The organism is Moorella thermoacetica, from assembly GCF_001267405.1.
GTDB classification, from domain to species: Bacteria; Bacillota; DSM-521; order Neomoorellales; family Neomoorellaceae; genus Neomoorella; species Neomoorella thermoacetica.
On the sequence record NZ_CP012369.1, the window covers coordinates 96,248 to 115,181 of the forward strand.

Here is an 18,934-nt window from a genome sequence, read left to right on the forward strand (position 1 = left end):
ATTAGCCCCCATGAGGAGGGCTTTTGTGGATATGCCTTTTAAACACAAAATAGTCGCCTACCTGGGATCCATTCTCTTTTTGTTTGGCTGCTGGTGGCTGCTGGCCCGGGGAATCAACAACCCCGGTTTGCCGGAGCCCCGGCTGGCCTTGCAGGGGCTGGCCCGTTTCTGGCCTGAACTCGCCCGGCATCTTTATTTCAGTGTTTATCGGGTGGTGGTCAGCCTGGCCCTGGCCCTGCTCCTGGCGGTGCCCCTGGGTCTCTGGGCCGGCCGTAACCGGGCTGTTGACTCCTTTCTGGCCCCCATGGTTTACCTCCTCTACCCTGTTCCCAAGGTGGCTTTACTGCCGGTGGCCATGGTCCTTTTGGGCATCGGGGACGGGGCCAAGATGCTCATTATTTTCCTGGTAATCTTCAACCAGATCCTGATAACCACCCGGGATGCGGCCCGTAAGATCCCGGACCAGCTGTTGCTCTCCGTCGCCTCCCTGGGAGCCGGCAAAGCCAGCCTGTTCCGCTAGGTAATCCTGCCGGCCTGCCTGCCGGATATTATTACGGCCAGCCGCGTTTCCCTGGGCAGCGCCATTTCCGTCCTTTTTTTGAGCGAGACCATAGCCGGTAATAGCGGCCTGGGGTACTTCATCCTGGACGGCCTTTTCCGGGCCGACTACGGGGCCATGTTCGCCGGCATCCTGACCATGGCCGGTATGGGCCTGGTATTATATATCCTGCTGCATCTATTTGAATACCTCCTCTGCCCGTGGGAACGGTAGCAGCCGGTACGATTCTGGCAGCCTCCTGTGGTTGCACGAGGCTATACTGGCGTGGGCAAGAAAACTCTCCGGGCGGATATTTACTGAAGTAAGCAGCTTGGTCTGGGCGCGAAGCGCCTGGTGAAAGGATAAACCTAACAAGAAAGGGGTGATAGGTGATGCGGGGTATAAACTGCATAGCCGGCAGGGGACGCTACCGGGTATCTTGCCGGGTCTTTGTCACCGGCGAGGGCCTTATCGCCCACCTGCTGGGGGGCGAAAAACCCCATGTGGGGGCAGTGGCCCTGGGGATACCGCGCCCGAGTCTGCGGGGAGAGGGTGCGAGCGCCACTACATCGGTATTGACCCTGACGGGCCATAAGGATGACGAGGTGGCCCGGCCGGCTGCTACCACCCTGGCGGCAGCCTGTCAGGCCCCGGTGGTAGTCGTCGCGGGCATTCACCTGGACGGGGCCACGCCGGGGGAACTGGTACAGCTCCAGGAGAATGCCCGCCGGGCTGTGGCAGGGGTCCTTAAGTATCTGAAAGGGGTACGTCGAACCCCAGGGCCCTCAGGGTCCGGGCATCAGCCACCCCGGTAGCCGTGAGCCCGTGGTAGAGCTGGAACTCCTTGACGGCCAGCTCGGTCATCAGGCCGTAGTCGCCATCAGTGGGCCCGAAAAGGTAAAAACCCTTTTCCCGTAGGCGGGCCTGCAGGGTGATGACCTCCGGGGAGCCCTGGCCGGGTTTCAGGGGACCGGTGGGCATGATATAGGGCCCTTTAACTACTACCGGGGTTCCCACCGGGATCCAGGGGTAGATGGTCTCGATATCCTCGTTGAACATGCGGAAACAGCCCGCCGAGGCCGCCCAGCCGATGGACCAGGGCCGGTTGGTGCCGTGGATGCCGTAGTTGCCCCAGGGGACATTGAGGCCCATCCAACGGGTGCCAAAGGCACCCCCGGACTCATAAGCCTTGTCGACGATTTTCCACTCGCCGACGGGCGAGGGGCTGGTGTATTTGCCTATTGCCACGGGGTATTTTTGAAAGACCCGGCCATCCACCAGAATTGTCAGTACCAGGCGTTCGGTATCGATGACAATCTTCAAGTTTTTCCCGGGAGGTGGGCCGGCCGGGGCCTGGTGGGCGACTGCGATACCCCGGGCTAGTTCCTTCCAGGTAGCCGGCCCGACCCGGCCCAGGGGGGTTAAATGGTGTTCCCGTTGAAAGTTAATTACGGCCCGCTGGGTGGTTTTATTATAAATACCGTTCAGGGGACCGAAGTAATAACCCATCTGGGCCAGGCGCAGCTGGAGATCACTGACGTCCAGGCCCGTAAGGGGGGGCTCGGTTAACTCCAGGACCCGGGAATCAGTATCGTTACAGGGGCAGGGCCCATGGGCTAGGGCAGGGTTCATAAAGAGGCAAAAAAAGGCCAGGAAAACCAGGATGCGACAGTACCCGTGAACCATAGTCCTTTCCTCCCAGTAAAATACCTCCAGAATAGTATGCGCCGGGAGGGGGATATTCATGTTTAGATACCCCCGGTCGGCGGGAACATTAAGGGGGAAAGAAATTTTGCTGGCAGGGATGCATCCATGTGGTTGGCCCTCTTAATCGCCCTGGTATCCGGTATTGCCATGGCCTTCCAGGGTTCTTTGAATTCTGCCCTGGCCAAAATCACCGGCCTGCTCCAGGCTACCCTGGTCGTCCACCTTACTGCCACCCTGGCAGTGGGAGTCCTCCTTTTCTTCCCTTTGAGCGACGGCCACCTGGGCCGGATCTGGCAGTGCCCCTGGTATCTCTGGCTGGGTGGCCTGATTGGCGTAGTTATTACCTATGGGGTGGTGGCCAGCATTCCCAGGGTGGGTGTGGCCCTGGCTACTACAGCCATCATCGTGGGCCAGGTGACGACGGCTCTCATCATAGACCACCTCGGTCTCTTTGGCCTGGATAAAATCCCCTTTACCTGGTGGAAGGCTGCCGGCCTGATCCTTCTGGCCACCGGCGCCCGCCTGATGTTAAATTAGGACAACCAGAGGGGTTGATTTTACCCTTGACAACCGGGCGCGATTCAGGCATAATAACATATGCGTGGCGGTGTAGCTCAGTTGGTTAGAGCATGCGGTTCATACCCGCAGTGTCGTAGGTTCGAATCCTACCACCGCTACCATGTCCCATGGCCCGTTGGTCAAGAGGTTAAGACACGAGCCTTTCACGCTCGTAACGGGGGTTCGATTCCCCCACGGGTCACCACTCAACCACCCTGACAGCAGGGTGGTTTTTTATTTTCCGGTAGGGGGGTGACCCTGTTTCTTTGTCGAAAAATTGTCCTTTACCATTCCCTTGAGCTGACAATATTTTTAGCAAAATATGGCTTATAATATTGCCAGGTAATGGTAAAGGCGGTGGTTTTCATGTCCGGTCAAACCCGTGCCCACTCTATGCGACAGCAAACCGGGGTTTTGGCAGGGAGCGAGTTTTTTCTCGATGTTTTGCTTCTGGGGGCAGTATTTTTCCTTGTTCGGGCGGCCCTTCTGGAGGAACTCTTTCCCTTCGGTCCGGCGGTAATAATTGCTGTCGGTGCCAGGCGGCGCCTCCTCTGGCCGGCGGTAGTGGTAGCAGCCGTCAGCGCCTGGCTGGCCGGCCTGCCCCAGGTATACAGCCGCCTGCTGATTTTCCTGTTCCTGGGCCTGGCCTGCACCCTTTATCCTTCCCTCAACCAGCGCGGTCCCCTTACCCGGGCTACCCTGGCACCGGTAGCCATTACCCTCGTAAGGGGCCTGGGCCTGACCCTCTGGCAACCCTCCTTTTATGGCTGGGTGCAGGTGATCTTTGAAGCTCTTCTGGCCTGGGGACTGAGCCTGGGGTTGCTGGAAACCGCCACGGCCAGGCGCCAGGAGGAGCGTCTGCTGGGCGGGGGGCTCTTCCTCCTGGGGCTCCTCCTGGGTTTACAGGGGTGGCAGGTATCCGGCCTTTCCATCCAGGGGATCATCAGCCGTTATATCCTGCTCCTGGCAGCCCTGGCCGGGGGGGCAGGAACAGGAGCTGCCGCCGGGGCGGCTGTAGGTTTCCTACCCAGCCTTTCAACCCTGATTACACCCTCCCTGGCGGGGTTAATGGCCTTCACCGGCCTGGTGGCCGGTTCTTTAAAGAACCTGGGCAAACCAGGAGTGATTAGCGGCTTTTTGCTGGCCCACCTGGTACTGGCCAACTACTTCCTAGGCAGTGACGGTGTCCAGGCCGCCCTGAGGGAAAGCGGCCTGGCTGTCCTGTTCCTGGTGGCTACACCGCCCCTCCTGGTTTATTACTTTCGGGAATTCCTGGCGGTACCGGTGGCCGCCCAGCAGGCGCCGGCAGATACCAGCCCCCGGGACAACCTCAAAGTTGCCCTGAAAAGCCTGGCTCAAAACCTCAAATTCCATGGTTTCAACGAAAGTCCCCTGGAGACCGTTCGTCAGGTGGCCAGGGCTGCCTGCCGCGGGTGCCCGGCAGGTAAGGTTTGCTGGGAGCTTGAAGGGGAACAGATGCTCAATACTTTACAGGAGCTATTGCACCGGGGCAGCCAGGGCCCCCTGACCTTGGCCGCCCTCCCCGAATGGCTGGCTTCGCGTTGCAATCGCGGCCGTGAACTCCTGGCCGCCCTGACCACCAGGGCCGGCAAGGGGCAACCCCAGCCCTTGGAGGATGGCCTGACCAACTGGCTGGCCAGTATTTTTGATAACCTGGCGGTCATGGTCGAAAACAGGGGGATCAAAAAAGAAAATTCAGCGGGCAGCGGCACCGGTCAACCGGCCTTGAAGATCAGCGTTGGTATGGCTGCTACCCCGCGCCACCGGGCGGAGGTCACTGGCGACGCCTTCGTCGCAGCTACCCTGGAACCAGGCAGGCAACTGTTAATTCTGGGCGACGGTATGGGCGCCGGGCGGGAAGCGGCAGACGCCAGCGGCACAGCCCTGGAGTTGCTCCAGGATTTACTGGCCGCCGGATTTAGCCCCGAGCTCGCCCTGCGGACAGTCAACATGGTGCTACTGCTAAGAACGACCCGCGAGAACTTTACCACCATTGACCTGGCCATGGTCAATTGCCACAATGGCCAGACTGAATTCTATAAGCTGGGGGCCTGTCCCAGCTTTATCCAGGGGAAGGATGGCGTCAAGATCTTGCGGAGCCACTCCCTGCCGGTAGGTATCCTTGAAGACCTCCAGGTAGAAGCCCTCAAGGAAGAACTGCAGGAAGGAGACCTGCTGGTAATGGTCAGCGACGGCGTCCTGGAGGCCCACCGCGATTTAAATGAAAAGGAAAAGTGGGTGAGTAAAGCCCTGCAGCGAGCCGGGGATGCCCGGCCCCAGGAGATTGCCGATCGTCTGTTGAAACAGGCCCGGGCCCTGGCCGGCGGCAATCCTCCCGATGACATGACGGTGGTAGTTGCCAGGGTGGAGAAGGCCGCCAGCGCATAAAGGCATTTAATTCAGGAAAAACTCCCCAAAAGAAAGCAGGAAAAAGGCTCTTAACGACGAAATAAGGAACTCAGGAGCCAAAACTACGGAGGAATGGGCCAGGTGCTGGACAGGGTCCGGCAGACAATTCAGGACTACCATCTGCTAGTACCGGGGGACAAAGTAGTTGTCGGGGTGTCCGGGGGGCCGGATTCCCTGGCTTTATTGCACAGCCTCATGACCCTGCAGGAAGAGTATGGCTATACCCTCCAGGTAGCCCATCTAAACCACGGGCTGCGGCCGGAAGCAGCGGCTGATGCTGAGTATGTTCGCGATTTGGCCACAGGCTGGGGCCTGCCGGTTACCGTCGCCCAACGCGACGTCTTAGCCTACCGGCAGGAACACCACCTATCCATCGAGGCCGCCGCCAGGGAGGTACGCTATAATTTCTTCCAGGAAGTGGCGGCAGCAGTCGGGGCGACCAGGATAGCCGTCGGCCACCAGGCGGAAGACCAGGCGGAAACCGTCCTCCTGAACCTCCTGCGCGGCAGCGGCTTAACCGGGCTAAAAGCCATGTTGCCCCGACGAGGGCGGCTTATCAGGCCTTTGCTTTTTGTTACCCGGGCCGAGATTGAGGCCTACTGCCGGGATAACGGCCTCCATCCGCGCCGGGATTTTACCAACGAGGACCCGGCCTACCGGCGCAATAAAATCCGGCACCAGCTACTCCCCCTCCTGGCCCGGGAGTATAACCCGGCCATAGTTGCCACCCTGGGGCGGACGGCCCTGATCCTCCAGGAAGACGAAGCCCTCCTGGCGGATCTGGCCCACAGAGCCCTGGAAGGAATTATTAAAAGGCGAGAAGGGGAAACCCTGGTCCTGGACCGCCAGGGGTGGCAGGACCTGGCCCCGGCCCTCCAGCGCCGGGTTCTGAGGCTGGCGGCAGCTACCCTGGGCCGGCGCGTAAGTTTTAACCAGGTGGAAAAGGCCCGGGCAGTGGCCCGGGAAGGGGGCACCCTGACCTGGCCGGGCCGGTTAAGTATCCGGGCCCGGGGTGCAGAGCTGCACCTCCAGTTACCCGGCAAGTCAGCTGGTAAAGTCTCCTTCTCTTATCAACTGCAAGTTCCCGGCCTGACCCCCCTGCCGGAGGTAGGCAAGGCCATCAGGGCGGAGATCGCTCCACCACCTCGGGCCTTTAAACCCGGGAGGGAGGATGAGGCCTGGCTGGACCGCGCCAAATTAAAACAACCCCTCCTGGTACGTAACTGGCTGCCAGGGGATTGTTTCCGGCCCCTGGGAATGAAGGGGACGAAAAAGCTACAGGACTATTTTATCGACAGGCACCTCCCGGCTGCCCGACGCCCCCTGATACCCCTGGTTATCAGTGAAGGCCGCATTGCCTGGGTTGCAGGACTTGGCCTGGCCGAAGACTTCAAAGTCACACCCGCAACCCGGGAGACCCTGCATCTGAAATTGGAGCCATGGCCGTAAAAATGTTCATAAAGGGTAAATTGCAATCATATTTTCCCTGTGCTACAATATATACCTATAAGATGAAGGGGCGGGGCAAGAGGAGGGTAACCCTTTGAACCGAATTTTTAAGAACCTGGCTATCTATCTTTTAATAGTATTACTGGCGGTTTCCGTTATCGGGCTTTCCACACCGCCGGAGAAACCAGCGCAGGAATGGGATCTCACCCGTTTCTATCAGGCCGTCGATCAGGACCAGGTTCGGGAAGTAACCTTGACACCTCAGGACAACATTATTAAAGTTGACGGGGTCTTAAAGGACAACACCAAGTTTATCGTTAATGCCCTGTCTTCAACCCCGCTGACGGACAGGTTAATCAGCAAAGGCGTCAGGATCAAAACCCAGCCGTCACCCCAGCCGCCCTGGTGGACCAGCCTGCTGGGCAGCCTTTTACCTATCCTCCTGCTGGTGGGGCTGGTCTTCTTTATGATGCAGCAGACCCAGGGTGGGGGTTCGCGGGTCATGCAATTCGGCAAGAGCCGGGCCAGGTTGCATACCGATGATAAGCGGAAAGTCACGTTTGAAGATGTTGCCGGGGCCGATGAGGTCAAGGAAGAACTGGAGGAAGTCGTCGAGTTTCTGAAGAACCCGCGCAAATTTAATGAGCTGGGGGCCAGGATACCCAAAGGGGTTCTCCTTTTCGGCCCGCCAGGTACAGGCAAAACCTTGCTGGCCAGGGCTGTGGCCGGAGAAGCAGGGGTACCCTTTTTTAGTATCAGCGGCTCTGACTTTGTAGAAATGTTCGTCGGTGTGGGCGCTTCCCGGGTGCGGGATCTTTTTGAACAGGCCAAGAAAAATTCGCCCTGTATCGTTTTTATTGACGAGATTGATGCCGTCGGCCGCCAGCGAGGTGCCGGCCTGGGCGGCGGCCACGATGAGCGCGAGCAGACCCTGAACCAGCTGCTGGTAGAGATGGACGGTTTTAATGCCAATGAAGGCATTATCATTATTGCCGCCACCAACCGGCCGGATATCCTGGACCCGGCCCTGCTACGCCCGGGCCGTTTTGACCGCCAGATTGTAGTTGATATACCTGATGTCAACGGCAGGAAGGATATTTTAAAGGTGCATGTCCGGGGGAAACCCCTTGATGAAACCGTTGACCTGGACGTCCTTGCCCGCCGTACCCCTGGCTTCACCGGTGCCGACCTGGCCAACCTGGTCAATGAGGCGGCCCTCCTGGCAGCCAGGCGCGGTAAACATAAAATCAGTATGGAAGAAATGGAGGACTCTATCGAACGGGTCATCGCCGGGCCTGAGAAAAAGTCCCGGGTCATCAGCGACTACGAGAAAAGGCTGGTGGCCTTCCACGAAGCGGGCCATGCCCTGCTGGGGCATTATTTACCCCATACGGATCCCCTCCACAAAGTATCCATTATTCCCCGGGGCAGGGCCGGCGGTTATACCCTGCTTTTGCCCAAGGAAGACCGTCGCTATATGACCAAATCCCAGATTATCGACCAGGTCACCATGCTCCTGGGTGGGCGGGTTGCCGAGGCCCTGGTTCTTAAAGAGATCAGTACCGGTGCCCAGAACGACCTGGAACGGGCCACCGAGCTGGTTCGTAAGATGATCACCGAGTTCGGCATGTCGGAGGAACTGGGCCCTTTGACCTTCGGACGCAGGCAGGAAACCGTCTTCCTGGGCCGGGATATCGCCCGGGATCGCAATTATAGCGAGGCTGTAGCCTTTTCCATCGACAAAGAAGCCCGGCACATCATCGATGAGTGTTATAACCGGGCAAAGGAAATGCTCCAGAAGCACCTGGCGGAATTGCACCTGGTGGCCAGGGCGTTGATGGAAAAAGAAACCCTGGAAGCCGAGGAGTTTACGGCTATTATCGAGGCTTATGACCGGGAACACGGGGTTCCTGAGAATTCTTCCGACGCCGGGAAACCGGCAGCTGCCGGCGGCCAGGATACGGGAAAAGATACCCCCGGGAATACTCTTATTAAGTTAACCTTCCTGCAGGGCCTGAAAGGGGTATGGTAGTTGGCTGTAGAACGCACCTTCAGTATGATTAAACCGGAAGGAGTCCGGCGGGGCCTGGTAGGAGCCATCCTGGCCCGCCTGGAACAAAAGGGCTACCGGATTGTTGCTTTAAAAATGCTGCGGCTCACACCTGAAATGGCTGCTGCCCACTATGCCGAACACCGGGATAAACCCTTTTACCAGGACCTGATTAACCATATCACCTCCGGGCCGGTAGTAGCCATGGTCCTGGAAGGTCCCGGGGTTATTGCCGGCCTGCGCCGGCTCATGGGGGCTACCAACCCCCAGGAAGCAGCTCCGGGTACCATCCGCGGGGACTTTGCCCTGGAAACGAGCGATAACGTCATCCATGGCGCCGATTCTCCAGCCAGCGCCGAGCGCGAAATAGCCCTTTACTTTACCCCGGCGGAACTGGGGTGAGGCCCAGGCCGGTTAACCGGCCTTTTTCTTATGGGCCGTTCATGGCGTTGGACGGCTAATTCATTTGCGGATTGAGTAACAACCGGAGGCTGCGGGTCTTGCCATGAAAACCAAGGAACGGCGGCAAAAAATCCTGGAACTCCTGGATAACAACCTCCCCCAGAAGGGAACCGACCTGGCTGCTGCCCTGGGCGTCAGCCGCCAGGTAATCGTCCAGGACATCGCTGTCCTCCGGGCCGCGGGTGTCAATATCCTGGCTACCCCCCAGGGTTATCTCCTCCCCGGGCGGGAGAATTTATGCAGGCGTACCTTTGCCTGCCGGCACGACCTGGCTGGTCTGGAGCAAGAGCTTCTCCTGATGGTTGATTACGGCGGCAAGGTGATAGATGTAATCGTTGAGCATCCCCTCTACGGCGAGATCCGGGGTTACCTGATGCTCTCCTCTCGTTACGAGGTGCGCAAATTTGTCACCGACCTGAAGGCCAGCGATGCGCGGCCCCTGTATACCCTCACCGGTAACGGGGTGCACCTGCATACGGTGGAAGCCAGCCGGCAGGAACTTTTAGATACCATAGAAGACAGGCTGGCCCGGGCCGGTTTTCTCCTTAAATGAAGTAGGGGAGGGATTAAAATGCCGGGATTCCTGGAGTACACCCTTTACCTCAGCACCGATGATGTCCGCGTGGCCCATCACCTGGCCCGGATATTGAACCAGAAGGGTGGACGGGACGTTGTCGCCCGGGGACAGGAAAGTGAACGGGGGGCGGCGGTAGTGGTCCGGATTTTTGGCTGGCAGGAGTTTTCCCTGGTGCGTGTCCTCGAGACGGTCCGGGCTGGGGCCAGGAACTATAACGTCCAGGTTACCGGGGGAAACCTTAGTCCTGCACCGGTAGAAGCCCTCCTGGCAGTGGTTCAGCATGCCCTCCTGCTTGATCGTTTACCTCTAATTGCCGGGGCTACTCCCCGGGAGCCTTTGCGAGAAGCCTCCGAGAAAGGCCGATGCCAGTACCGTTTAATGTTTGTTTATTTGTTATTATCATTTTTATACACGGCAAAAAATGTTGTTTGTTTTTTATGATTACTGGTATATAATAATGAATAGTCACCTGGTAGACTATAAAGAAACAAAAAATTTAATATTCAATTTACAACTGCACAAGCAGGAAAACCGAACTTTGTGTAGAACTTCACAATATGTGACGTGCAACCGGATGTTCACTTTTTCGAATGAGAGGAGTGGATTACATTGTCCAAGGTACCCAGTGATATTGAGATTGCCCAGGCAGCCAAAATGAAACCGGTCATGGAACTGGCCCGGGGACTGGGCATCCAAGAGGACGAGGTCGAGCTTTATGGTAAGTACAAGGCCAAGATCTCCCTCGATGTCTATCGTCGCCTCAAAGACAAGCCTGACGGGAAACTAATCCTGGTAACCGCCATTACCCCTACTCCGGCCGGCGAAGGGAAAACTACTACCAGTGTCGGTCTCACCGATGCCCTGGCTCGCCTGGGGAAAAGGGTGATGGTCTGCCTGCGGGAGCCCTCCCTGGGACCCAGCTTTGGTATCAAAGGCGGTGCCGCCGGCGGTGGTTATGCCCAGGTAGTACCCATGGAAGATATCAACCTGCACTTCACCGGCGATATCCACGCCGTCACCTATGCCCACAACCTGCTGGCGGCCATGGTGGATAACCACCTGCAGCAGGGTAACGTCCTGAATATTGATCCCCGTACCATCACCTGGCGCCGGGTCATCGACCTTAATGACCGGGCTCTGAGGAACATAGTCATCGGCCTGGGTGGCAAAGCCAACGGCGTACCGCGGGAGACAGGGTTTGACATCTCCGTTGCCTCGGAGGTTATGGCCTGCCTGTGCCTGGCCAGCGACCTCATGGATCTCAAGGAACGTTTCAGCCGCATTGTTGTCGGCTACACCTATGACGGCAAACCGGTCACCGCCGGCGATCTGGAGGCCCAGGGTTCCATGGCTCTTCTCATGAAGGACGCCATTAAACCCAACCTGGTCCAAACCCTGGAGAATACGCCGGCCTTTATCCACGGTGGTCCCTTCGCCAATATCGCCCACGGTTGCAACAGCATTATCGCAACCAAGACGGCCCTGAAACTGGCGGATTATGTCGTGACGGAAGCCGGTTTCGGTGCCGACCTGGGTGCCGAGAAGTTCTATGACGTTAAATGCCGTTATGCCGGCTTTAAACCCGATGCCACAGTCATCGTGGCTACCGTCCGCGCCCTCAAGATGCACGGCGGCGTACCCAAATCAGACCTGGCCACTGAAAACCTGGAAGCCCTGCGGGAAGGCTTTGCCAACCTGGAGAAACACATCGAAAATATCGGCAAGTTCGGCGTACCGGCAGTCGTGGCCATCAATGCCTTCCCCACCGATACCGAGGCCGAGCTAAATCTCCTCTACGAGTTGTGCGCCAAAGCTGGGGCCGAAGTTGCCCTCTCGGAAGTCTGGGCTAAGGGCGGCGAAGGCGGTCTGGAACTTGCCCGGAAGGTGTTGCAGACCCTGGAGAGCAGGCCATCCAACTTCCATGTCCTCTACAACCTGGACCTGAGTATTAAAGACAAAATTGCCAAAATCGCCACCGAGATCTACGGGGCCGACGGCGTCAACTATACGGCCGAAGCCGACAAAGCTATCCAGCGTTATGAATCCCTGGGCTACGGCAACCTGCCGGTGGTCATGGCCAAGACCCAATACTCCTTTTCCGATGACATGACCAAGCTCGGGCGGCCGCGGAACTTTACCATCACCGTGCGCGAGGTGCGCCTCTCGGCCGGAGCAGGCTTTATCGTCCCCATCACCGGCGCCATAATGACCATGCCCGGGCTGCCCAAACGCCCGGCGGCCTGCAACATCGACATCGATGCCGACGGCGTCATTACCGGTCTTTTCTAGTATGCCTGGAGTAAAGCCTATCCCTACCCCACTCCTCCAGGGAGTGGGGTTTTTGCTGTCTATATGAGAATGATATAATCTAAGAAGCTGGTTTTCCAAGCCGTACCTATCATAGGGGCTGCGCCACCGCCCATGAACCACGAAAATGCAAAAAGATATCATTCATGTTAGAACTCTGTTTACCGGAGGAGGAACGATTTATGTCCTGGCATGACGAGATAGAAGTTATTACCGTAGCCGATGCCGCCACTGCCGCCAGGTTGATGCAGGAAGTAGGTGCTGACGCGGGAGGGATCGACCTGATGCTTCCTAAGGCCTGCTTCTACTGCCTCAAACTCAAGGATGTACCGGCCCGGGCGGCCAATATCCTCAAGCAGGAGATCCTGGCCCGGGGCGGCGAGGCCGCCATGGCTGCCGGGGTAGCCGGCTGGTCGGTAGATAAGACCGATGTGCTCATTTTCGCCACCCGGCGCCAGCTGGAACTCCTGGTGGCGAAACTTCCCGTCCAGGGCTTCGGCTTAGATAAACTTGCGGCTGGTATTAAAACTACCCTGGCCAACTGGGAAAGGAACGACGTCCGGAAAATAGGTTGTCCCCGGGGTCCTCTGGTTTTGGGTAAGAGGACCCTGGTTATGGGCATCGTCAATGTCACCCCGGATTCCTTTTCCGACGGTGGCCAATTCTATGACCCGGGTGCGGCGGTGGAACACGCCCATCAGCTGGTCGCTGAAGGGGTTGACATTATCGATGTCGGCGGGGAATCCACCCGTCCCGGTCATGAACCGGTGAGTGCCGCAGAGGAATGGCGGCGCCTGGAGCCCGTCCTGACACGCCTGACCCGGGAAATCAAGGTGCCCATATCGGTAGATACCTATAAAGCCAGTACTGCTCGCCGGGCACTGGAGATGGGAGTTGACATAATCAATGATATCTGGGGCTTCCGGGCTGACCCGGAAATGGCCCGGGTTTGCGGCCAGTACCAGGCGGCAGTTGTCCTTATGCATAACCAGGAGGGGACCAGCTACAAGGACCTGATGTTTGACATCCTTACCTTCCTGCGCCAGAGCATCCGAATGGCTGAGGACAACGGCGTTCCCCCGGAAAAAATTATTGTCGATCCGGGTATCGGTTTTGGAAAGGACCTGGACCAGAACCTGGAGGTGATGGGGCGTCTGGAGGAGTTTAAGGTCCTGGGGAAACCGGTCCTGCTGGGAACTTCCCGTAAATCAATGATCGGCAGGACCCTGGACCTGCCCGTTGATCAGCGCCTGGAGGGAACGGCAGCCACCGTCGCCCTGGGTATTGCCCGGGGCGTGGATATCGTTCGCGTCCACGACGTCCGGGCCATGGTGCGGGTAGCCCGGATGACCGACGCTATAGTTCGCCGAAAAAAGGGCTCTACCCGATGAGCGTAACCCCATGGGTGCTCTTAACAAAAGTTTTACAGTATCCGGGTTGTCGCAGGAAATGCCGGTAAGGTAAAATAGAAGGGTAATCTGACGAAAAGGGAGAGGCCCCGGCATGAATATCAGGCGCTGGGTGCAGGCGGGGGATTATTACCTTTTCTATTATGTCAACCAGCGATTGCAGTGCTCTTTCCTGGATCGGGTTATGCCCTTCTTTACCATACTCGGGAGTGCAGCTTTCGCCCTGTTTTTTTCCCTGGCTACAGCCATCCTGGGACGGGAGCAGGCCCGGGCGGCAGGCTGGCAGGCCTTTTTCGCCCTGACAGGGAGTCACCTCATGGTCCGATTGTTTAAAAACTGGGTAGGTCGCTGCCGCCCTTACCTGGCCCTGCCCGGGGCCCGTTACCTGGCCAGGCCCTGGCAGGACTACTCTTTCCCATCTGGGCATACTGCGGCCAGCTTCTCTCTGGCTATTATTTTTGCCCTTAATTTTCCAGCCCTTACCTTGCCTCTGGTAGCCCTCGCCGGGCTGACGGGCATCAGCCGCATGTATGTGGGCATGCACTATCCTACGGATGTCCTGGGAGGAGCTACCATGGGCGCCCTTTTTGCCTATATAGTTCACTCTTGGCCCTGGTAATTAACCTAAGCTTAACAAAATACTAATAAAACCTTAACAGGGCTGGCATATAATTTATAATGGTATTAAAGGTCGAATTTTGGCCGAAGATAGGGAGTGGGTCTACCGGTGCAGCGCGGTACTGGTACCATGACGGCGACCAGGCGAAAGCAACTCTACCGGGAATACCTGGGCCATTATTTAACTTTCGCCTGCGCAGCCCTGTTGATTGTCATTACCGTGGCCATCGTTGTTTTTATCGCCCTCCAGGGACTGGCGACGTTCTTTGCCAATCACATCAATCCCTGGCAATTCCTCTTCAGCACCAAGTGGCAACCGGATCGCCCTCTGAGTGAGGGAGGTCCCCTGGTCGGTACTCTTGCCTTTACGGTAGGCTCAATTGCCGTCTCCTTGCTGGCGGTCTTAATTGGTGGCCCGCTAAGCATTGTGGCCGCCGTTTTTATGGTCGAAATCGCTCCGAGGTGGGGGCGAAGAGTGCTGCAACCGGCCGTCGAAATCCTCGCCGGTATCCCCTCGGTAGTCTACGGTTGGATTGGCCTGAGCCTCCTTGTACCCTTCCTGCGGCGCGAATTGCATACCTTTGGTTTCAGCCTCCTGGCAGGTTGCCTGGTCCTGGCGGTGATGATTATCCCCACCGTCGTCAGCTTGACCGCCGATAGCCTGCGTTCCCTTTCCAGGGATCTCAAGGAGGCTGCTTATGCTTTGGGCAGCACCCGCTGGCAAACGATCTCCAGGGTCCTTTTACCGGCGGCCAGGCCGGGCATTATGACCGCCATAGTGCTGGGGCTGGCCAGAGCCTTCGGGGAGGCCCTGGCGGTGCAAATGGTCATTGGTAATACCCGCAGCCTGCCGACCTCCATATTGTCGCCCATGACCACCCTGACCAGCGCCATAACCATTGATATGGGTTATACGATACCAGGCACGGCCTGGAATAACGCCCTCTGGTCCATGAGTCTCCTCCTGTTGCTTATTACCTTCGGCTTTATTATCCTTATTCGACTGGTAGGCAAGGGGAGGGTTTACCGGTGAAAGCTCGACTGGTGGATCACGTGGCAACATTTTTTTTCTGGCTGGGAGCGGGTATTATTTTGGTGTTGCTGGGCGTCCTGGTAGGCTACGTGCTGTTTAAAGGGGGCAAGTGGCTCGACCTGGCTTTTATTACCCGGCCGCCGGAGAATCTTAAAGCCGGCGGCGGTGTTGGGCCCCAGCTCTTTAATTCCTTTTACCTCCTGGTCTTATCCATGCTCTTTACCATTCCCCTGGGTGTAGGGGCCGGTATTTACCTGGCGGAATACGCTGGCAGCGGCGACGTAAACCCGGCCCTTGCTCTGCCCCGTAGCAAAAGGGCGACTAATTACCTGCTGGCGGCATTAAATCTCTCCATCGAGACCCTGGCTTCCCTCCCCTCCATTGTCGTTGGCCTTTTTGGCCTGCTAGTTTTTGTCGTCAGCACCGGCTGGGGGTACTCCCTGATGGCCGGGGCTCTGGCCCTGACGGTCTTGAATTTACCGGTAATGGTGCGTATCAGCCTGGAAGCGCTTCAAGCAGTACCCAGGGACCTCAAAGAGGCCAGCCTGGCCCTGGGGGCTTCCCGTTGGGAGACCATCTGGAAGGTAGTTTTGCCGGCCGCCTTCCCGGGGCTGGTAACGGGCGGGATCATTACCGCCGGCCGGGTTTTCGGCGAGGCCGCTGCCCTTTTGTATACCGCCGGAATGAGTAGCCCGGTCCTGGATTTCAGCGACTGGAACCCCCTGCATCCCAACTCCCCCTTAAATCCTTTCCGGCCGGCGGCTACCCTGGCAGTTCACATTTGGAAAATCAACTCGGAGGGGTTAATTCCCGATGTCAGGCGGGTGGCCGACGGTTCCGCCGCCCTCTTGATTATCGTTGTCTTGGTATTTAATCTATTGGCCCGTTGGCTGGGAAACGTTTTGTACCGGCGCATGACGGCCAGTTAGGCTGTAGGAGGCATGCCAGAGAATGGCGCAACCGAAAATTACCATCAATAATTTAAACTTTTACTATGGTTCCAACAGGGCCTTAAAGGATGTCAACCTGGAAATACAGGCTCATGCGGTAACAGCCCTTATCGGTCCCTCAGGGTGCGGTAAATCCACTTTCCTGCGGACCCTGAACCGCCTCAATGACCTGATTGATGGGGTCCGTATCTCCGGGGAAATTCTCCTGGATGGGCAGAATATCTACGCCCCCGAGGTCGATGTGGTGGCCCTGCGTAAGCGAGTAGGGATGGTATTCCAGCGTCCCAACCCTTTCCCCATGTCCATCTATGATAATATCGCCTACGGGCCCAGGATTCACGGTATAACCAGTCGCCGGGAACTGGATGGGATTGTTGAACGCAGCCTCAAGGCCGCTGCCCTGTGGGACGAAGTGGCCGGCCGTTTGCGCCATTCGGCCCTGGGGTTATCCGGGGGCCAGCAGCAGCGCCTTTGCATTGCCAGGCTTCTGGCCGTGGAACCGGAAGTCGTCCTGATGGACGAGCCCTCCTCGGCCCTGGATCCCATTTCCACATTAAAGATTGAAGAACTAATTCATAACTTGAAAGAAAAATACACCATTGTCATTGTGACCCATAACATGCAGCAGGCGGCCCGGGTTTCCGATTATACGGCTTTCTTCCTTAACGGGGAAATGGTAGAATACGATGAGACAGAGATCATCTTTACCAAACCCCGGGACAAGCGGACGGAGGATTATATCACCGGGCGCTTCGGTTAACGCTCCTTTTACATGGGAGCAGTATTTTTTTAAGAATGATAAGTAGTAGAAAGACAGGGAGGTGAGTATAATGGAAGGTAATAAACTTACGGGAGGGCTGGCCATGGCCTCGACCACCAGGCAGGGCTTCCAGAATTCCCTGGAAGAGTTACAGCAGAATATCCTGCGGATGGGCAGTATTGTGGAGCAAACCATTGCCAAATCGGTTGAATGCCTCGCTAAACAGGATGACAAAATGGCGGCCGAAGTAGTTGAGGGGGACGTGGTTGTCGACGACCTGGAACTCCTGATCGAAAACCAGTGTTTAAAGCTGATTGCCACCCAGCAGCCCATGGCCAAGGATTTACGTAAAATCGCCGCCGGGTTCAAGATCATCACCGACCTGGAACGGATGGCCGACTACTCGGTGGACATCGCCCGTACGGCCCAGAGGATCCTGGCCACGGGTCAACCGCTGATCAAGCCGTTGATAGATATTCCCCGTATGGCCGAACTGGCCCAGGTGATGGTCAAACAATCCCTGGACGCTTACGTGCGCGAAGACACCGAACTGGCCTACAGGGTTGCCCGGGCGGATGATCAGATAGATTCCCTCCACAATCAGGTTTTCAGGGAGCTACTGGTTTTGATGATGGAAGACCCCAAAACAATCAATCAGGCCACCCATCTCCTTTTTGTCAGCCGTTACTTGGAGCGCATTGCCGACCATGCGACCAATATCGCCGAGGATGCCATTTACCTGGTCACGGGCGAACGAAAAGAACTAAATGACTGAAGGGGAAAACCCCGGGGTCTCACGACCCCGGGGTTTTTAATGTCCCGGCAGTAATTCCGGCGGGAGCATCTTTTCGGTCTGGATAAAGGCAATAGTCAAAAAGGCAATAATCCCCACCAGCACGGCGGCTCCGAGGAACAGGGGTAACTTTCCCAGGGTCATGGCCAGGCCGAAGGCCGGGGGCCCAAGGGCGACGCCAAAAAACCGGGCCGAGCCATAAAGACAGGTAATACCACCCCGTTCCCTGGCGGAAGCGCTGGTAATCAGGGTATTGACCGCCGGTAGGACAATTCCCGTTCCGAAACCCATGAGGATCATAGCCAGGAAAAAGATATAAATATTGGCAAAGAAGCCCATGATCACCAGAGCGGCGGCTTCCAGCACCAGGCCGGCAATGATTACGATTTTGAGAAAGTTGCCGGCTGTTTTCTGTAAGTAACTGCCGGATAAATAGGAAGTCAGGGCCATGGTTCCTACAGGGATGGCAATGAGCAGGCCGATGCGGATGCCTGTGACGCCGTACCTCCCTTCCAGCAGGTCGGATACATAACTCAAGACCCCGAACAAAATAAAAAGAACAATCATCCCGGCCAGGATACTGGCCATGAGGGAAAGACCTTTCTCCTGGAGGACCTGCCCCAGGTTATGGAAATAACTATGAAAATCGGTCTTGTTTTTATTCCCCTGTTCAGGTTCCCGGACCAGAAACCATACTGCCAGGCCGATGGGAATGGCCAGAATTCCATAGACAAAAAAGGGGGCGAACCACAGCAGCAGGCCCAGGGCTGCGCCGGCAATGGGGCTGACGACCTTACCCAGGCCATTGGCCGCCTCCAGCAGGCCCAGGGCTTTGGTTCGCTCGTTGCTCTGGAAGATATCACTGGCCAGGGCCATAGCCAGCTGGTAGGTGCCACCGGCGCCGATACCTTGCAGGATGCGGCTACCCAGGATCAGGTAATAGGGGGAGGCTACCAGCCAGGCGGCCAGGCCGGCCAGGATCCCGCCGGCTCCGTAGATGATGAGGGCCGGGGCCATGATGGTTTTACGGCCGTAGCAGTCGGACAGAAAGCCGGCAAAAGGGATTACTATCCCGGCCGGCAGGGAGAAGGCCGTGATGAAAAGGCTCACCTGGACCAGGGTAACATTGAGGCTCGAACGCATCAGGGGTAACAGGGGAACCAGCATCGAGTTACCCAGGACCATAATGAAGGGAACAGTACAGAGGATAGCAAAGGGTAATTTCATAGATGCTTTCAATTTCGCTCATTCCTCCTTCGGGCCTGCTTCTATTTTGCCCTCCCGCAGCATAAA

Annotated in this window: 17 protein-coding genes, 2 tRNA genes and 1 pseudogene; 18 read left to right on the plus strand and 2 right to left on the minus strand. The window is 57.3% G+C overall.

The window, feature by feature from the left end; translation table 11 throughout:
- Positions 1 to 31 precede the first annotated feature (31 nt).
- A pseudogene (locus tag MOTHE_RS13970) lies at positions 32 to 772 on the plus strand (ABC transporter permease).
- Between the two features lie 158 nt (positions 773 to 930).
- The gene (gene lpdD, locus MOTHE_RS00520; RefSeq protein ID WP_011391648.1) at positions 931 to 1,353 is read left to right on the plus strand and encodes a prenylated flavin chaperone LpdD; all 423 of its coding nucleotides are present in this window, start codon (positions 931 to 933) and stop codon (positions 1,351 to 1,353) included.
- Here the strand turns inward: lpdD and MOTHE_RS00525 are convergent.
- On the minus strand, positions 1,286 to 2,284 hold the full coding sequence (locus MOTHE_RS00525) for a L,D-transpeptidase family protein (RefSeq protein ID WP_053094538.1): 999 nt from the start codon (positions 2,282 to 2,284) through the stop codon (positions 1,286 to 1,288). The two genes, lpdD and MOTHE_RS00525, sit on opposite strands and share 68 nt — an antisense overlap.
- A 66-nt stretch (positions 2,285 to 2,350) precedes the next feature.
- Here MOTHE_RS00525 and MOTHE_RS00530 point away from each other — a divergent pair, with 66 nt between their 5' ends.
- From MOTHE_RS00530 to phoU, 16 genes are all read left to right on the plus strand, one after another.
- Entirely contained in the window at positions 2,351 to 2,782 is a 432-nt protein-coding gene (locus MOTHE_RS00530; protein ID WP_011391650.1) for a DMT family transporter, read from the plus strand.
- 66 nt (positions 2,783 to 2,848) lie between these two features.
- Positions 2,849 to 2,925 (plus strand) — tRNA-Met (locus tag MOTHE_RS00535).
- 8 nt (positions 2,926 to 2,933) lie between these two features.
- Positions 2,934 to 3,008: transfer RNA gene (locus MOTHE_RS00540), tRNA-Glu, on the plus strand.
- 188 nt (positions 3,009 to 3,196) lie between these two features.
- On the plus strand, positions 3,197 to 5,212 hold the full coding sequence (locus tag MOTHE_RS00545; RefSeq protein ID WP_162490009.1) for a SpoIIE family protein phosphatase: 2,016 nt from the start codon (positions 3,197 to 3,199) through the stop codon (positions 5,210 to 5,212).
- A gap of 102 nt (positions 5,213 to 5,314) precedes the next feature.
- Positions 5,315 to 6,682 carry a tRNA lysidine(34) synthetase TilS gene (gene tilS / locus MOTHE_RS00550; RefSeq protein ID WP_011391652.1) on the plus strand — a complete coding sequence of 456 codons (1,368 nt, stop codon included), beginning with the start codon at positions 5,315 to 5,317 and terminating at the stop codon, positions 6,680 to 6,682.
- A 94-nt stretch (positions 6,683 to 6,776) separates the two neighbouring features.
- A complete protein-coding gene (gene ftsH / locus MOTHE_RS00555; RefSeq protein ID WP_053094541.1) occupies positions 6,777 to 8,714 on the plus strand; it encodes an ATP-dependent zinc metalloprotease FtsH in 1,938 nt (645 codons plus the stop codon).
- Positions 8,715 to 9,134: a nucleoside-diphosphate kinase gene (gene ndk / locus MOTHE_RS00560; protein ID WP_011391654.1), complete on the plus strand. Its 420-nt coding sequence runs from the start codon at positions 8,715 to 8,717 to the stop codon at positions 9,132 to 9,134. It begins immediately after the preceding gene.
- A 103-nt stretch (positions 9,135 to 9,237) separates the two neighbouring features.
- Positions 9,238 to 9,747, plus strand: a complete 510-nt coding sequence (locus MOTHE_RS00565) for a transcription repressor NadR (protein ID WP_011391655.1) — start codon at positions 9,238 to 9,240, stop codon at positions 9,745 to 9,747.
- Positions 9,748 to 9,765: 18 nt separating this feature from the next.
- Positions 9,766 to 10,212: a hypothetical protein gene (locus MOTHE_RS00570; RefSeq protein WP_011391656.1), complete on the plus strand. Its 447-nt coding sequence runs from the start codon at positions 9,766 to 9,768 to the stop codon at positions 10,210 to 10,212.
- 168 nt (positions 10,213 to 10,380) lie between these two features.
- Complete coding sequence (locus MOTHE_RS00575; protein WP_011391657.1) at positions 10,381 to 12,060, plus strand: formate--tetrahydrofolate ligase; 1,680 nt, start codon at positions 10,381 to 10,383, stop codon at positions 12,058 to 12,060.
- Positions 12,061 to 12,260: 200 nt separating this feature from the next.
- Positions 12,261 to 13,469: a dihydropteroate synthase gene (gene folP / locus MOTHE_RS00580; RefSeq protein ID WP_011391658.1), complete on the plus strand. Its 1,209-nt coding sequence runs from the start codon at positions 12,261 to 12,263 to the stop codon at positions 13,467 to 13,469.
- A 112-nt stretch (positions 13,470 to 13,581) separates the two neighbouring features.
- The gene (locus MOTHE_RS00585) at positions 13,582 to 14,106 is read left to right on the plus strand and encodes a phosphatase PAP2 family protein (protein WP_011391659.1); all 525 of its coding nucleotides are present in this window, start codon (positions 13,582 to 13,584) and stop codon (positions 14,104 to 14,106) included.
- Between the two features lie 129 nt (positions 14,107 to 14,235).
- A complete protein-coding gene (gene pstC, locus MOTHE_RS00590; RefSeq protein ID WP_053095193.1) occupies positions 14,236 to 15,138 on the plus strand; it encodes a phosphate ABC transporter permease subunit PstC in 903 nt (300 codons plus the stop codon).
- Positions 15,135 to 16,067: a phosphate ABC transporter permease PstA gene (gene pstA, locus MOTHE_RS00595; protein WP_011391661.1), complete on the plus strand. Its 933-nt coding sequence runs from the start codon at positions 15,135 to 15,137 to the stop codon at positions 16,065 to 16,067. Before pstC ends, pstA begins: the two co-directional genes overlap by 4 nt.
- Positions 16,068 to 16,089: 22 nt before the next feature.
- Entirely contained in the window at positions 16,090 to 16,848 is a 759-nt protein-coding gene (gene pstB / locus MOTHE_RS00600; RefSeq protein WP_011391662.1) for a phosphate ABC transporter ATP-binding protein PstB, read from the plus strand.
- A gap of 70 nt (positions 16,849 to 16,918) precedes the next feature.
- Positions 16,919 to 17,623, plus strand: coding sequence for a phosphate signaling complex protein PhoU (gene phoU / locus MOTHE_RS00605; protein ID WP_011391663.1), 705 nt, complete (start codon positions 16,919 to 16,921; stop codon positions 17,621 to 17,623).
- Positions 17,624 to 17,659: 36 nt separating this feature from the next.
- Here the strand turns inward: phoU and MOTHE_RS00610 are convergent, their stop codons facing one another.
- Entirely contained in the window at positions 17,660 to 18,880 is a 1,221-nt protein-coding gene (locus MOTHE_RS00610) for an MFS transporter (RefSeq protein ID WP_011391664.1), read from the minus strand.
- Positions 18,881 to 18,934: the final 54 nt, after the last annotated feature.